The organism is Tautonia marina, assembly GCF_009177065.1.
Classification (GTDB): Bacteria; Planctomycetota; Planctomycetia; order Isosphaerales; family Isosphaeraceae; genus Tautonia; species Tautonia marina.
In genome coordinates this window covers 130,129-145,661 of record NZ_WEZF01000007.1, presented here as the reverse complement: position 1 = coordinate 145,661, position 15,533 = coordinate 130,129, and the positions used below count along the sequence as shown (strand labels likewise).

The following is a 15,533-nucleotide window of genomic DNA, read 5'->3' as shown; positions in this document are numbered from 1 at the left end:
CCCCCTCCCGCATGAGGCGGACAATCAAGCAAGGACATCCCCGCCTCGCACACAGGGAGCCATGAATGATGATTGATTGCACGCAATGCTTGGCCGTGTTGCTCCTCCTCCCCTTGAGTGCCGCCGGTCTTGCCCGAGCGGACGACGGGCCGAACACCGAGGCGATTCGGGAGCGCATCGAGCGCGGCCTCGTCCGCGTCGAGGCGGCCGCGAGGAACTACCCGAATCACCGCGACTGCTTCACCTGTCACCATCAAACGCTGCCTGCGATGGCGATGGTCGCCGCCGATCGGGCGGGGGTCGAGGTCGATCGGGACCTCCTCGCCGAAATCGTCGCCTTCTCGGCCGATTCGTTCGAGACGCGCTTCGAACAGCTTGAAAAAGGAACAGGCATCGGCGGCTCGTCGATGACCGTCGGCTACGGCCTCTGGGCCTTTCTGGAAGGAGACCGGCCGCGCGACGAGCTGTCGGACGCGATGGTCGGTTTCCTCTTGAAGAATCAGGAGTCCTCGGGGCGATGGAAGAGCAACAGCGGGCGTCCTCCGCTCGAAGGCTCGCACATCATGTGCTCCACCCTGGCCGCCTACGGAATCCAGCAGTTTGCTCCCCGGCCCTATCGCGCCCTCGCCAACCGTGCCGAGCAGAAGGCGAAGGACTGGCTCCTCCAGGTCGAGCCCGCCGATGCCGAGGACCGCGCGGCGAAGCTTTGGGGGCTCTGGCTGCTCGACGCCGATCCCGAGGCGATCGACGCCGCCCGATCCGCCATCCTCAAGGCCCAGCGCGACGACGGCGGCTGGTCGCAGCTCGACGACTCCGAGAGCCAAAGCGACGCCTACGCCACCGGGCAGGCCCTTGCCCTGCTCGCCCGCACCGGCTTCTCGACGTCCGACCCTGCCTACCGGCGCGGCCTCGCCTTCCTGATCGACTCCCAGTGCGATGACGGCTCCTGGTTCGTCCAGACCCGCGCCCGACCGTTCCAGACGATGTTCGACAACGGAGACCCGCATGGCGAGTCCTCGTTCATCTCCGTCTCTGGGACCTGCTGGGCGGTGACGGCGCTCTCGGAAGCATTGGCTGCGGAGAAGGCTCCGCTTGCCGGAGCGATCGGCGAGGGCGAACCCGTCGAACACGCATCGGGATCGACCACGCCCTGATCACTCGGTTTCGTTCGGGTGATTCTCAGGCTTAGGAGACAATTCGTCCCGCACGCGAATCCAGTGGTCCGAGAAAAAGATCCCCTGCCCCGAGTCGAGCCGGGGCATGTGGCACGACGTGCAATCCTGTGAGGGAGACACCGGACACGGAACCTGTTCGGGCTGTGTCGGCGTGTGGCATGAGAGACAGGCGGCGGTGTAAAAGGCCGGGTCGGTGCTGGGGCGGCGGTGCGGATCGTGGCAGGTGGTGCAGCTCAGGGCGCCGTTGCTCTGGGTGTAGCAGGCCGATTGCATGAGGCCGACGGGCTGATAGCGGATCAACTCGAAGTTGTCGGGTCGAATGGTATTGGGCGGTGCGTCGGCCGGGTGCCGATGGCAGGCGCCACAGAGTCGCATTTGGTCCTCGGTCGAATTCCGAGTCGGCCCAAAGGGCATCACCAGGGCATCGGGGTCGACACCTCGTCGGGCGTCCTCAAGGTGCGATCGACCGGGCCCGTGACAGCGCTCGCAGGTGACGTTCGGGATCATCGTCTCGTCGTCAAAGAGGTCCGCGTCGGTTCCCGAGGTCAACGTCACATGGCAGGAGAGGCAGTCGAACGCCTCGTCCCCTCGAACGATCCGACCCAGCGCGTCGGTCCCTGGCAGGGCGGTTGCCTTCTTCTGGCCGGGAGTCAGCCGGATCGAGTCGTCGTGATAATAGGTCAGACGATGCTCGCGGAGGGTCAGATCCCCCCTGCCCTCGGCCTCCTCGTCGTCCCCCTCGATCCGGCTCACGAAGGTGGTGGCGTGGTAGCCCGAGCCAAGGGCGAACTCGATCGGCAAGCGATCCACTCGATTTCCATGCCGACGCTCAACCGAGAATCGTTCATCCTTTAGCAGAAACTCCCAGGAAACTCCCGGCCGTTCCGGGTCCGCCACCACCCGACCATCCAGCCGATCGGCAAGTGATCGATCGGCCGCCCGGCGAAACGTCCGACTGTGGCCATTCTGATCGTGATAGAAGGCGATCGACGGATGACACTCGGCACAGGCGCTGTCGCCGATGAAGTCTTCCCGAGCGATTCCGGCCGGATGGATTGCCGAGGCGCCTCGGCCTGGATCGTCCACTGCGGCGGGCTTCCGGTTCAGGCCCCAGAGCAGACCGCCAAGCCCGATCACACAGACCAGCAACACCACACCCGCTTCCCGGACCCTGGCTCCGACATCGGGAGCCGGCGACGAAGCCTCCGAACCGGGATCGTTCGATGTCATGGCGGAGAGGGCTCCCGAGCGATTCGAGATCGACAAGGGCGTATCGCGGAATTGAGATGAAGTCTCGAGTCTATCGGTTTGGTCTGGGGGCGTCGACATCTTCTTCCGGAAGGGGGACTTCTGGTAAACTCAGCACCCCGAGCCCGAGCCGTTGCGACAGGGCTTGGGGTTCGTTCGAAGGGTTCGGACGACTCGCTCGATTCCGTTTCACGGGAAACACCGGGAATTCGGGTCGCGCCAGGAACGTTGTCGAGATCGCTGCAACTCCTGCCTCGAACCCGCTCACGCTCGCCTCACTTCGCTTTGCAACGCATCGCATCGGAATTGCACCGGGAGTGGAAACCGTGCTCTGGTCGAACGCCCTGATCCCGACCCAGAAGGAGTCTCCGGCCGACGCCGTGGCCCCGAGCCACGTCTTGCTGCTGCGAGCCGGAATGATCCGTCAGCTCGGGGCGGGGACGTACTCCTACCTGCCGCTCGGACTCCGAGTTCTGAAGAAGGCCGAGCAGATCGTCCGGCAAGAGATGGACGAGGCCGGAGCGCTCGAACTGCTGATGCCCGCGCTCCACCCGATCGAACTCTGGGAGGAAACTGGCCGCGTTGGCACGATGGGCGAGGTGCTCATCAAGTTCGACCTGGGGGCCGACAAGAAGGTCTGCCTCGGCCCGACGCACGAGGAAGTCATCACCGACATCGCCCGGGCCTTCATCACCTCCTACCGCCAGCTTCCCGTCACGGCCTATCAGATTCAGACGAAGTTTCGTAACGAGCCGAGGCCCCGGTTCGGCATCGTCCGGACCCGCGAGTTCTTGATGAAGGATGCCTACAGCTTCGGTGCAAACCTCGATCACCTGAACGCCAGCTACGACCGCATGTACGAGGCCTACTGTCGCATCTTCGACCGCTGCGGCTTCCCCTACGTTGCCGTCGAGGCCGAGAGTGGCCCGATCGGCGGCGACGCCTCGCACGAGTTCATGGTCCCCTCGCCGTCGGGAGAAGACCTGCTCATCCACTGCGAATCGTGCGGCTACGCGGCGAATGTCGAGAAGGCCGAGATCGGTGCCAAGGACGGTCACCCCCCTGCCTCGAACGATGTCCCGCCGGCCTCTCCCGTCGAGACCCCCGGGAAGCGGACCATTGAGGAGGTCGCCTCCTTCCTCAAGGTCAAGCCGAAGGAGACGGCCAAGCTGCTCGTCTTCCTCGCCGACGGCAAGCCGGTCGCCGCCCTCATCCGGGGCGATCACGAGGCGAACGAGGGGAAGGTCCGACGCGCCTTCAACGCCGTCACGCTCGAACCGGCCGACCCGCAAACCGTCGAAAAGGCGACCGGAGCGCCGATGGGATTCCTCGGCCCGGTCGATCTGAAAATCCCGATGGCGGTTGACCCTTCGGTCGCGATCATGCCCCGCGTCGTCGTCGGCGGCAACACCGAAGACGTCCACCTCACGAATGTGGTCCCCGGCCGCGACTTCTCGATCGACCGCGTCGTGGACCTCCGCAATGCCGAGGCCGACGACCCCTGCCCCCGCTGTGGCGATCCGCTGAAGGTCGGCAACGGCATTGAGATTGGCCACGTCTTCAAGCTCGGCACCAAGTACTCCGACGCGATGGGTGCTCAGTTCCAGGATGCCGAGGGGAAGACCGGCTCCCTGATCATGGGCTGTTATGGGATCGGCGTGAACCGGATCGTCGCCGCGGCGGTTGAGGCCGGCCACGACGCCAACGGCATCATCTGGCCCCTGAGCCTCGCGCCTTACGAAGTGCTGATCGTTCCGTTGCAGGTCGATCCCGACGGCGAGGTGATGAAATTGACCCACGAGGTCGCCGGTGCCCTCAAGTTCGCCGGGGTCGATGTTCTGATCGACGACCGTGACCAGCGCCCGGGACCGAAGTTCAAGGACGCCGACCTGATCGGCATTCCGCTTCGGGTCGTCATCGGGGAGCGGGGCCTGAAGGAAAGCAAGATCGAGCTCAAGTGGCGGCACGAGGGACAGGCCTTCACCGTCTCGGCCGATAACGCTCCCCAGGAGGTCGTCAACCACATCATCACTGCCCGGCAGGCCGAGCAGCAACGTGTGGATGAGCGCGCCGAGCAGCGGGCCTCGCGTCGAGGAACTGCCGGATGAGCCCTTCGAAGACCGGCCCCGCCTTGCCTCCTCGCTTGCGGCCGATGCTCCTGTTCATCCTCCTCACGATGATGACCTTCGGCGGGCCGATGGCCATCGTCCTGGTCGGTCGAGGCGGAGATCGGCCCGGCTGGCCCCCCGACCGACCCGTCGAGTGGTGGACCTTCGGGATCGTCACGATCGGCTTCGTGCTGCTCATGGCCTCCTGCATCCTCGATGCAAGTCTGACGCTGCGGCAAAGTCGCCGAGATGCGACCCCATCGACCTCCGAACCGAAATCCGCCCCCACCGACTCGACCCCGGACCGCCCGGAGGTCCGACCGTGACCGAGGCGCTGGCCGGTCTGGGTTTGTTTGGCGTGGGCGGATTGCTTTGCTATCTGCTCTGCTGGGTCGTGCGATGGGCCGCGCCGAAGGTCGGCCTGATCGACTCGCCCGGAGGCCGCAAGGCTCACAAGGCCCCGACCCCGCTCGGCGGCGGTGTGGCCATTTGGGGATCGGTCGTGCTGGTGCTCGGCCTGGGCTCGGCCTGGGTTGCCTGGAACCTGCCAGTGCCCCGAAGCGTCGCCGACTACGCCTCAGGGTCATTGCTTCGTGTCGGGCAGCTCTGGATGATCGTCGGCCTGGCCACGGGAATGATGCTCGTCGGCCTCGCGGACGATCGCTTCCGGATCGACTGGAAGCCGAGGCTCGCGCTCCAGGTCCTCGCGGCGGTCGGGCTGATTGCGGCCGGGGCGCAGATTACCCTGTTCGGGCCATTCGGCTGGGCTCCCGTGCGATGGGCCGTCACCTTGCTCTGGGTCGTCGGCCTGACCAATTCGTTCAACTTCCTCGACAACATGGACGGGCTGTCCGCAGGGGTCGGTCTGATTGTCGCCTTGCTGTTCGTCGGGGCTCAGATCGCCGTTGGCGCTCTCTTTGTGCCTGCGGTCCTGCTCGTTCTGGCCGGAGCCCTGGCCGGGTTCCTCGTGCACAACTCCGCGCCGGCGAAGCTGTTCATGGGAGACGCCGGGAGTAATTTCCTCGGCTTTTTGCTCGGAGCATTGACCGTCGTCGGCACCTTCACGCGAGACAACCCCGACTCCGACTTCTCCCCCTTCGGCGCTCTGGCCCCATTGCTCGTGATGGCCGTGCCACTTTACGACACCGTCTCGGTCATCATCATTCGCATTCGGGAAGGCCGCAGCCCCTTTCAGGCCGATCGGAGTCATTTCTCACATCGCCTGGTCGAGCGCGGGTTGACCCCGCCCTGGGCCGTGCGGACGATTTATCTGGTCACGCTTGCCGGGGGGCTTGGTGCGCTCTTGCTGCATCGCCTTGATGGCTGGGGGGCCTCGGTGGTCGCCTCGCAAACGCTCTGCGTCCTCGGGGTCGTGGCGATCCTGGAACTTTCGCGGCCGAAGCGATCGGGAGATCCCACCGACTCTCCTGACCCGGCCCGCTCGACCCCAACGGGATGACTCCTCCTATGGCGGGGCGATCCGGAAAAACTCGGAAACGATCGAAGACACCCCCGGACACCCTCCGCCCCTCGGCGGCGGTTCCGGACGATGCCTCCCGATTCGGCGAACACCTTCGGCGGCTTGCCCTCGGGCTGACGGCGGCGCTCGTCGTCGCTCGGGCCTACTGGCCTTCCGAGGGGACTACCGAGATCGAGACCGGCGCGCAATTGTCCTGGACCTTCGCCCTCCTCGCGGTCGCGGCCCTGGCGGTGGTCGGGGCGATGATGGAGCGCACCCTTCGCTTCCGGTTCGTTTGGGCCGACCTGGCCATCCTCGCCCTGATCGCCTCCGTCGGTGTCAGTGCTTCCGGAGCGCTCGATCGCCGCGTCGCCATCAACCTGGCCTGGCAGTGGGTCGGCGTCGGCTTCGTGTATGTTCTGTTCCGCAGCCTGCCGAGGACCCGAGACGAATCCCGAAGCCTGGCCGGTGTCCTTGCTGCGACGGCCGCGGCGGTGTCAGCCTATGCACTCTATCAGGTCGGTGTCGAGCTACCCGCCTTCCGCGCCCAGTTCGAGCAAAACCCCGCGCGGATGTTGGCGATGCTCGGTATCAACGCCGCCCCCGGCTCCCCCGAGTACGAGCAGTTCGTCAACCGTGTCCTCTTTTCCCGAGAGCCCTACGCCACCTTCGCCCTGGCCAACTCGCTGGCCGGTTACATCGTCGGCCCTCTCGTGCTGGGTATCGGCCTGCTGATGGTCGGGATCGGAAACCGGGGGCGCCAGGGCGACTCTCCCTCGACCCAGAGGCCGCCCCTTCTTTCCCTCCTCATGGCCGCCCTTCCGGTACTGGCAATCCTCGTCGTGTTGCTCCTGACCAAGAGCCGGAGCGCCTTCGCGGGCCTGGTCGTCGGCGTCGCGATCCTTGCCGTCTGGATGGCTCCGCGGCTTGGGCGTCGTACCGTGATTGGCGGCACCCTTGGGCTGATCGTCGTCGGTATCCTGGCCTCGGTCGGACTCTGGCAACTCGGCCTGCTCGACTGGGAAGTCATCACTCAGTCCACCCTCTCGCTGCGCTACCGGGTCGAGTACTGGATCGGCACCTGGCGTGTGCTGACCGACGGCAACACCTGGCTCACCGGCCTTGGCCCTGGAAACTTCCGCCCCGAGTACCGGGTCCACAAACTCGTCGAGGCGAGCGAGGACATCGTCGACCCGCACAACCTCATCCTCGAAGTCTGGGCCACCGCTGGACTGTTCGCCGTGATCTGTCTCGGACTTGGGCTAGCCCTGGTCCTCTGGAATCTGTTCGGACCCGCGCGATCGGAATCGCCGGCGAAGTTGCCTTCGAAGGATCCGGTCGGGTCCGAGCCGAACCCAGTCGGTCTTCAAGGTCCGCGATCAATCCTCCTCTGGGCAGGACTCGGGGGCTGGATCGGCGTTCTCCTGCTCGGCGATCTGGTCATCTTCAGCGACGACAACGAGGGTTTGATTCGCTGGCTGATCCTCGGCTTCGGCTGGGGCTTGGCCGTTGCCCTGGCGGGGCCGCTCTGGAGCCGCGTCTCGATTCCCCCGGTCGCGTTCGCCGCGGCGATTCTGGCGACGGTTGTCAACCTCCTTGCCGCCGGAGGAATTGGTTACGCTCCGATCGCCTCGATGCTCTGGGGCCTGGCCGCGCTCGGACTGAACTTGCGAGAGGATCGCCCCGCCGGTCGGCTCCGCGAGTTGCCGGGTCTGTTCTTCCCGTTCACGGCCGCCGCGGTGCTGGCGGCGATCCTTGGCACCTTCTACGGCACCGTCTCTCCGTACTGGCGATCGCAGACCCTCATGAACCAGGCCGACGCCCTGCTCGCCCAGCGTCCGACTGCCCCGCGTCAGGAAGATCTCGATCAGGTCGGTGATCTGCTCGACCGCGCCATCGCGGCCGATCTCTACGCCTCCCGACCCTACCTCGCCCTCGCTGAGCTGGAGCTGATCGCCTGGCTCGGTCGGGGAGCCCCGCCCGAGGACGCCGTCTGGAACCGCATCGAGCGCCTGCTCGAAGCCGCCCGCACCCCTCCGCGCGACCCGAGATCGCTCGACGCCCGCATGGCCCGAATCAATTCCGCCCGCCGGATCTTGCAGGCTCGGCCCGATCTTCCTCTGGCCGCTCGTGACCGACTGCGGGCCATCATCGCTGATGCCTCCTACACGATTGCCACCGACCTCTCGCCGACCCGCCCGATCGATCGCGCCCGAGCCGCCGAGGCCCTCGCCGCGGTCGGCCAGTTCGATCGCGCCGTGGATCAGGCCGAGATCGCCCTCGACCTCGACGCCCGAGTTCCTCACCTCGACAAGAAACTTCCCGAGGCCACCCGAGAGCGTCTGATCGCCTCGATCCCCTCCTGGCGATCCCCGGAGGACGCCGAGTCACCGGAACCCTTGGACGAGTCCGGTGGCTCAGCTCCGTAAGAGCGATCCACCCATCCGTCAGTCGAGGTCGTCCAGTCCTCGGGGCTTGTGCGGTTTCGAGGTGTCGTTCGGGTTCCTCGTGAGTGCCTCTCCCAGCGCACCGAGCCCGTACCAGACCCCTTTCACGGGCACGACGACCGGACTCATCGCAAAGAGGGTCAGCGCCGTCAGGGCGGCTTGCTGGTTGCTCGCGCCGTCGCGCTTGGCCCGCTGGGCCGCCGGTCGGATCAAGAACAGACCGAGCCCATAAAGCACGCCCAGCAAAATCAAGACGGCCCCAGGCGTGAACGACCACCCGACGATTGGGTGAAACGGCCGCTCCTGCTCTGGGGGGCCCGCCTCTGCCTCGACTGGAGGAGCCTGCTCAATCCTCTCCTCACGATCGGCAATCGGGACCGAAGCCGGTTCCGGCTCGCTGCGCATCCCTCGCCAGACGACCACCCCCAGAACGATCAGGACAACGATCACCAGCAGTCCGCAGCAGCCACCGGCTTCGTCCATCGGTCTTCCTCCACTCCATCCGATCCGCCGGAAAGGGGCAACGGGAGACGGCCGCTCCCGGTCGCCCCCCGTCTCACTCGGAGGCTCAATCCCCTCCCGCGATCCGTGTCTGGTAACGTTCGAGATACTCTTGATAGACCGGATCGTTCGGGCGTTCCACCCCCTCCTCGAACGGATACGCGGGCATTCCCTTCCAGGGCAAGGGGCCCACCGTATCGCTTCCTCCCGTGAAGGGGTCGGCATCCTTGCAATAGCCGTACGACCGAAGGACGTAGCTTCTCGTCCATCCTTCCGGCAACGCGGGAGCCGTCGCGTCGAACTCGACCCGCACCTCATCCCCGGGACCGACGAGGCAGAGCAGGTCATCATCCGCCGTCAGCAAGTCGACCACATTGCCGAACCGCGTCAGCAGACCGGCAAACGGAGCCAGCGGCGCGGGGTCCACATAGTCATAGTCGTACAGAAGCGGCAAGCGGCCGTCGGGCGAAACCTCTCGGGTGTAACCTCTCGGGCCGAGCTTCGCCCGCGACACGGGAAGCGACGAGACGCGCAGTTGCTCCTCCGCCTCGGCATCGCGCAGGGCGATGAAGACCTGATCCCAGTAGCACTCCATGTTGGTCCTGATCCGCAAGACGCAGCGGTCGCCGAGCAGCTTGCCCGTCAGGTCGAGCGTCGTCATTCGGGGCAATCCCGCGGGGTAGCCGGGGTCAGGCTCGATGACCTCCCAGGTTCCATCCTCCCGGAGCCGCTCCAGGACCGGCGGTTGCAGATCGACTCCGGCCGTCGAAGCCGCGTAGTTCGTCTGCGAGTACGGGTACTCGACCCAGCCGTTCATGCACAGGACCAGGCGATCCTCCGGCCCGAACCCGGACAGCCGGTCCTCGAAATCGAGGACCACGCCGTGCTCCTCGGCATAGCCGATCCACCGGATATGCCGCTTGAACGTATCGACGGTTCGCCGATCCTTGGCGGCGAGCAGTTCCGTCACGTCGTTGCCGTTCAGGTCCGAGGCTGATGCCGGGGCGATCGTCTCCCGCCAGGCATACAACTCGCCGCTCGGGCGATTCCCACCGGGAGCGAATCGCTCGTCAGGATGCGCCTCGACCCCTGGAGGCCGATCGACCACATCAAGCACCAGGTGATCGAGATACGCGACCTCGTCCATCGGCTCGGAGATCGAGATGCGATACACGCCCCCCTGCTCCGTCAATTGCTCATCGGTGATGTGGACCATCTCGTCCCGATCGGGCTGGCTGTAGACCCCCGGCGCGATCAGATACCCCATACCCCCGCCGCCGAGAATGTCGCCGATGCAGACGAACCGCTCACCGTTCCACGTGAAAAGCACCGGGCAACTGCCCGTCTTCCGGTTCTTCTCGGCCAGGGTGATCGTCACGTCGGCCGCCTGGTTCAGCTCGGTCTGCATCACTCCGTCGGGCCATCGCAGGCGGATCAAGGGGACCAGGTCCGCATCTCCCAGGCCGAGCACGACCGGAGCAATCGACTGTCCCGTGCCCGACTCGGTCGTCGTGTGATGGTAATGGACCGAAAGGTTGGCCCCTTCGAGCGAGAGGGCCGTTCCCAGGCCGTGCGGATTGGTCCTCATCAATTCCGGGTAAATGTTCCACCGGCCGGCGAGGTCGAGCCCCAACCAGCGATTCCCGTTTCCCTTGTTCCCGGCGATGATCGGAGGCATTCCGTCTCTGACCAGCACCAGGCCGGGCAGCGGGGAGTCATCCCGAAGGTTCACGTAGACACCGCCCAAAATGGCCGCCGACCCTTCCTCGCCGGCCGGTATCGAGAGCAAGGGCCGGGTCGTGAGCCGGTCCCCTTCGTTCCGAGACCAGGTTGGCATCTCGCTCTCGACCGACGTGGCGATCAGGTCGGGCTTCCCATCGAGATCCAGGTCGGCCACGCTCGCGGCTCGCCAGCCCTCGCCGTTGATCGGAAACGGTTCGAACGTCAGTGCAAGCGACTCCCCCCTGCCCTCTGTCGCATTCCGCCAGGCGAGCGTCTGGCCGTTGGCCCCGGTCGCGACCAGATCCGGACGCCCATCCTGATCGAGGTCGGTCACCAGTAATCCGCTCAACCGCCGGGGCTTGGTGTCCACGATCAGATCGACCGCATGGAACTGGCCGAGACGATCGTTCAGGATTACCCGAAGCGGCTGTCCGTCCGCGGCAAGGACCAGATCAAGATCACGGTCCCCCTCGACATCCAGCGCCGCGACGCTCACATGCGGGACCTCGGCATTCTGCAAGGCCACCGCGTCGCTCCACTCCGAGAAGGCGATTTTCAGGCCGGCCACCGCATTCGCCTTCGGCCCTTCGACCGCCAGTGGAGCGAACGAAAGCGGCGTTCCCGTCTCCTGCGGAACCGGCTGACCATCGTTCCGGTAGGCGACCGTGAAGGCCCCGCTGACCTCCTCCTCGGTGAACGCCAGGTCGGTCTGTGAGGCGTCACAATGGTTCACGACAAACAGATCCAGGTCGCCGTCGAGATCCAGGTCGAGCCATCGTGCGGTGATGCTCAGCGCGTCGCCGCCGTCGGTTCCGGTCGCCTCGGTGATGTCCTCGAATCCTCCTTCGCCGGTGTTGCGCAGCAATAGGTTCGGCCCGACGCCCGTCAGGTAGAGATCCGGGAAGAAGTCGGCATCGAAGTCAGCGGCCGCCACTCCCAGGCTTGCGCGATCGGCCGGGATACCGAAGGCTTCCGAGACGTCTTCGAATTTCCCACCGCCGAGATTCCTGAGCAGAGCATCCCGCACCCCATCCGGGCCGACCAGGGCGGACGTGATGTAGAGATCAATCTTTCCATCCCGGTCCACGTCGAGCGCAGCGACCCCGGCGCCGAAGCGTGCCCGAGCCCGACCGACCACCGCCAGCGGGCCGGTGAAGTCGTCAGCCGAGGCCCAGCGGTGGCCATCGGGCAACGCCGCATCCACGACTTGAAACGCACCGAATTCCGGCGGGGTTTCGTCCGAGGTCGAGGACTTTCGAGACGGCGGGCCGACGACATCGGCGTACTGACCCATCTCACCGTAGACCTTGGCGGCGGTGTCTCCGATCCCAGGAGGGGGCTCGCTTCGCTGAGGGTCGAGCCGGTTCTTCAACTCGGTTAGGCGGTCATAGTCGTCTCGACGGCCGAGCCGAATATACGCCCGAGAAAGGTTGTAGAGCGCCGGGACGAGATACGGGTTGATCGCCAACGCTCGTTCGAGCGGTTCCACCAGCTTCTCGGGGTCGTACAGCGCGGCTCGCTCCTGGCCCGAGTCATCGGGCATGGTGACCGCTGACCAGTACAGGGCGTGGGCATCGTTCGGATCGCCCGCCACGACGGCCGAAAACTCCCGATGTGCTTCCTGCCATCGGCCGACCTGTTCGAGAATGATCCCTTTGCAATAGTGCGCATGAAGGTTGCCCGGGTCTTCGGCAAGCACCCCGTCGAGCAGTCCAATTGCCTCGTCAAAGCGACTCTGGCCCCCTTCGGCAGAGGAATCGCCGCCGTTCTCCTCGGCAATCGCCTCGCCCGTCTGGTTCAGGAGCGCGATCGCCAGGTTGATCTTGCCCGGTTGCCAGTCGGGGGCGTCGCGGCGGACCTCCCGGAATCGCTCGGCAGCGTCGGCGTACTCGTACCGCTCCATGTGCCCAAGCCCGGCATAATGGGCGTCGAGCACCTCCTCAACGGAGGACGGCGGAATCCCCTCGATCGCTACGTCCGCCTCCGGGCCTTGACCCCGGAACCAGCCGCACCCCGAAACGCCAACAACTGTCAGAAGTACGACCACCAGGGTCGATCGATCGCGGATCGAATACCGCATCGCCACGAGACTCCGAGGTGAGAGGTCAGCGCAGGTTGAGGGGCGGAGATCGCTCAAGAAACCCAGATCGTCCCGTTCCCTGGACGACGCTGTTGAGATCAGCTCCGACCGGGCGGGCGGTAGATCGGCCGGGCGTAGAGGTCAGTATACGCCTCGGTGCGAAGATGGGACAGCAGCGCATGCCCTTGCCTTCGCTTCCGTTCCTCTCGCAAGGCGGGCAGGTCGATCGGTCCCACCACAATCTTCTCCCCTGCTCCCGGATCGGCCTGGGCGAGAATCCGGCCGTCGAAGTCGACGATCATACTCCCTCCCGGCCACGAGAACGGCGGGTAGTTCCGGTACGACGCCCCCTGGTTCGACGCCACCACGAACGCCAGGTTCTCGACCGCCCTGGCCCGGTTGAACAGCGTCCACCAGTCCATCGGCGGCGTCGCTCCCCAGGGGTCCATGTAGGCCGAAACCCGAATCAGGACCTCCGCCCCTCCCAGCGCGAGTGCCCGCAAGACCTCCGGAAAGAGCCAGTCGTAGCAGATCGCCGCCCCGAGCCGTCCGATCTCCGTCTCGGCGACCGGAAACATCGGCTCGTCGTACCCGGGCAAGTCGTGAGGGCTGGAATGGACCTCCCACGGCAGCCAGGGGTTGACCTTTCGGTACTTCGACAGGATGCCGTCGGGACCGATCAGGCAGGTTGTGTTGAACACCTTCCCCGGCCACTTCGGGTCCGATTCGAGGAAGGTCCCCGTCTGGATGTAGACCCCGTGCTGCTTCGCTTTGGCGACGTAGCGATCGGTCTGCTCGTTCGGGAGAGGAACGGCCAGGCGGTCGAGCAACTCCTCCGAGGTTTCGTAGATCGGCGCAGCATGGGCGAATTCCGGGAACACCACCAGCCTGATGTCGAAGAACGGCCGGTAGCCGATGACCGCCGCATCGACCATTCCCAGGAGTCGATCGACCCGCTCGGGCAGCTCGGCTCGGGTCGTCGGGCACGGGAGATCCGTCTGGCAGGCAGCGGCATAGTAGCGCGAGGGTGCAGCCATCGAGGTCGGCTCTTCAGGTTCGAGTCGGGCGGAATGCCAGGAGAAGGGCTCAGTCAGCGGCCAGGCTGCGGGTCTGATCAGCCAGGATTCACGACACAACGCCGGCCGGTTCAGTCGTGTCGATCAACTTGGAATCATCCGACCAGAGTTCGCGAAACGGTTCGACTCGTCTCCGAATGAATTCGGATTGCTTCCCTGCAAGAGCGAGTCCTCGGGAGCCTCCCGCCTATCGGACGGTTGCGGTGGGAAGGTTGGTCCTCGCGACCAGTCCATCCGGATCAGGCTGATGATCGCAAAGCCGAGCAGGGCGATGACCAGGCCGACGAGCGCTCCCCCAATCGCCCAGGCCTTGACCGAGGCATCCTGCCCGTACGATCGCCGACCCCTGAGCGGCATCGGGGCGACCACCTCCTCGTCCTCGTCCAGGTCACCGAAGGGGTCGAACGGCTCAATCGGGGGGGCGGACCGTCGAGCCGATCGGCCACGTGGCAGCGGCTCGTTCGGGGTCGCCGCGGGAGTCGTCGCGCGTCGGGGAGCCGGCTCGTCGTCGTCATCCTTCAGCAAGGCCGCCAGCTCGTCGAGCTTCAGCTCGGGTTCTCCGACACGACGGGCCTGAGCCATCTCTTGCCCGATCGCAGGAGACCGCTGGGGCAGGTCGGAAACCGGGGAGAAATCACGGGTCGATGGGGCCTCGATGGCCTCGATGCCTTCCCCCAGGTCGAAGTCGGCCGATTCCTCGTCGTCCTCGGCGATCAGGGCAAACTCGAAGGAACCGCTGCCGGAGTCGCTGTCGTTGAGGTCGAGGAAGTCAAGATCGGCGATCAATTCCTCGTACGACTTGTAGCGATCATTGGGCCGCTTCGCCATCATCCGCTGAATGAACTTCGCCACGCTCCGGGGCACGTCGGGCCGGAGCTGGCGGACATCGGGCGGCGGCTGCGTCGCGTGGCGACGGAGCTTGTCGGCGATATGTCCTCCGGCGAATGGCGGGAAGCCGGTCAGCAGGTAGTACAGGGTACATCCGAGCGAATAGATATCACTTTGCTCGTTGGCAGCCCGGCTATCCCTGGCCTGCTCCGGAGACATGTAATCGACCGTGCCGACGGTCGTTCCGTGCCGGGTCACGCGCTCATCTTCCGACTCACTCTGCAGGGCCAGGCCCAGGTCGATGAGCTTCACCGCCCCATCCCGAGCCATCAGAATGTTCGCCGGCTTGATGTCCCGGTGGATGACCCCTTTGCTCGCTGCGTATCGGAGCCCCTGAGCGGCCTCTCGAATCACTCGGAGCGCATCGACGACCGACATCGGACCATGCTGCCGGACCAGATCGTGCAGATCCGAGCCGTCCACGAATTCGAGGACCAGATAGTGCCGACCGTTCTCGGCGCCTCGATCGTAGATCGAAACGATGTTCGGATGTTCCAGAGCCTCGGCACTCTGGGCTTCTCGCAAAAATCGCTGCAAGAGGGTCGGGTTCTTGGCCAGATAGCGTGGCAGGACCTTGAGCGCAACCTCATAGCCGCTACTGTCGTGAACCGCTCGAAAGACCGAACTCATCCCCCCCGAGCCAAGCGGCGCGACGAGTCGATAGCTGCCCAGTCGGGTGACGGGCTGGGTCGACGTCGACGTGGGGAGTGGCTCATCCATAAGGCCGCGGTCCCGTCCTCGATTGCGAGAAATGGGGAGCAGACCTGTCCCCAAAGCCTGGAGACGCGCGCGGTCAGAACGCCCAGGGTCGCCCTCACCATCTTTTATT

At 65.5% G+C, this 15,533-nt stretch carries 10 protein-coding genes; 5 read left to right on the top strand and 5 right to left on the bottom strand.

Annotation, left to right across the window (positions count from 1 at the left end; all coding sequences use genetic code 11):
• Positions 1-65 precede the first annotated feature (65 nt).
• On the top strand, positions 66-1,154 hold the full coding sequence (locus tag GA615_RS10675) for a hypothetical protein (protein ID WP_152051279.1): 1,089 nt from the start codon (positions 66-68) through the stop codon (positions 1,152-1,154).
• Here the strand turns inward: GA615_RS10675 and GA615_RS10670 are convergent, their stop codons facing one another.
• Positions 1,155-2,405, bottom strand: a complete 1,251-nt coding sequence (locus GA615_RS10670; protein ID WP_161602271.1) for a multiheme c-type cytochrome — start codon at positions 2,403-2,405, stop codon at positions 1,155-1,157.
• 344 nt (positions 2,406-2,749) lie between these two features.
• Between GA615_RS10670 and GA615_RS10665 the strand changes: the two genes are divergently transcribed.
• Genes GA615_RS10665 through GA615_RS10655 form a run of 4 tightly spaced genes read left to right on the top strand, consistent with a single transcriptional unit; the run spans position 2,750 to position 8,419 of the window.
• The gene (locus GA615_RS10665) at positions 2,750-4,531 is read left to right on the top strand and encodes a proline--tRNA ligase (RefSeq protein WP_152051277.1); all 1,782 of its coding nucleotides are present in this window, start codon (positions 2,750-2,752) and stop codon (positions 4,529-4,531) included.
• Positions 4,528-4,857 carry a hypothetical protein gene (locus GA615_RS28125; RefSeq protein WP_235905316.1) on the top strand — a complete coding sequence of 110 codons (330 nt, stop codon included), beginning with the start codon at positions 4,528-4,530 and terminating at the stop codon, positions 4,855-4,857. The genes GA615_RS10665 and GA615_RS28125 overlap by 4 nt, the downstream gene beginning before the upstream one ends.
• Positions 4,854-5,990: a glycosyltransferase family 4 protein gene (locus GA615_RS10660; RefSeq protein WP_235905312.1), complete on the top strand. Its 1,137-nt coding sequence runs from the start codon at positions 4,854-4,856 to the stop codon at positions 5,988-5,990. The genes GA615_RS28125 and GA615_RS10660 overlap by 4 nt, the downstream gene beginning before the upstream one ends.
• Entirely contained in the window at positions 5,987-8,419 is a 2,433-nt protein-coding gene (locus tag GA615_RS10655) for an O-antigen ligase family protein (RefSeq protein ID WP_152051275.1), read from the top strand. The genes GA615_RS10660 and GA615_RS10655 overlap by 4 nt, the downstream gene beginning before the upstream one ends.
• A gap of 18 nt (positions 8,420-8,437) precedes the next feature.
• Here GA615_RS10655 and GA615_RS10650 read toward each other — a convergent pair whose 3' ends face one another.
• The 4 genes from GA615_RS10650 to GA615_RS10635 all read right to left on the bottom strand — a co-directional run bounded on the left by GA615_RS10650 (position 8,438) and on the right by GA615_RS10635 (position 15,424).
• Entirely contained in the window at positions 8,438-8,920 is a 483-nt protein-coding gene (locus tag GA615_RS10650) for a hypothetical protein (RefSeq protein WP_152051274.1), read from the bottom strand.
• Between the two features lie 85 nt (positions 8,921-9,005).
• Positions 9,006-12,740, bottom strand: coding sequence for an FG-GAP-like repeat-containing protein (locus tag GA615_RS10645; protein WP_152051273.1), 3,735 nt, complete (start codon positions 12,738-12,740; stop codon positions 9,006-9,008).
• A 98-nt stretch (positions 12,741-12,838) separates the two neighbouring features.
• Positions 12,839-13,777 (bottom strand): nitrilase-related carbon-nitrogen hydrolase, encoded by a 939-nt coding sequence (locus GA615_RS10640; protein WP_152051272.1) that lies wholly within the window; start codon positions 13,775-13,777, stop codon positions 12,839-12,841.
• A gap of 123 nt (positions 13,778-13,900) precedes the next feature.
• Complete coding sequence (locus tag GA615_RS10635) at positions 13,901-15,424, bottom strand: serine/threonine protein kinase (protein WP_161602270.1); 1,524 nt, start codon at positions 15,422-15,424, stop codon at positions 13,901-13,903.
• Positions 15,425-15,533 lie beyond the last annotated feature (109 nt).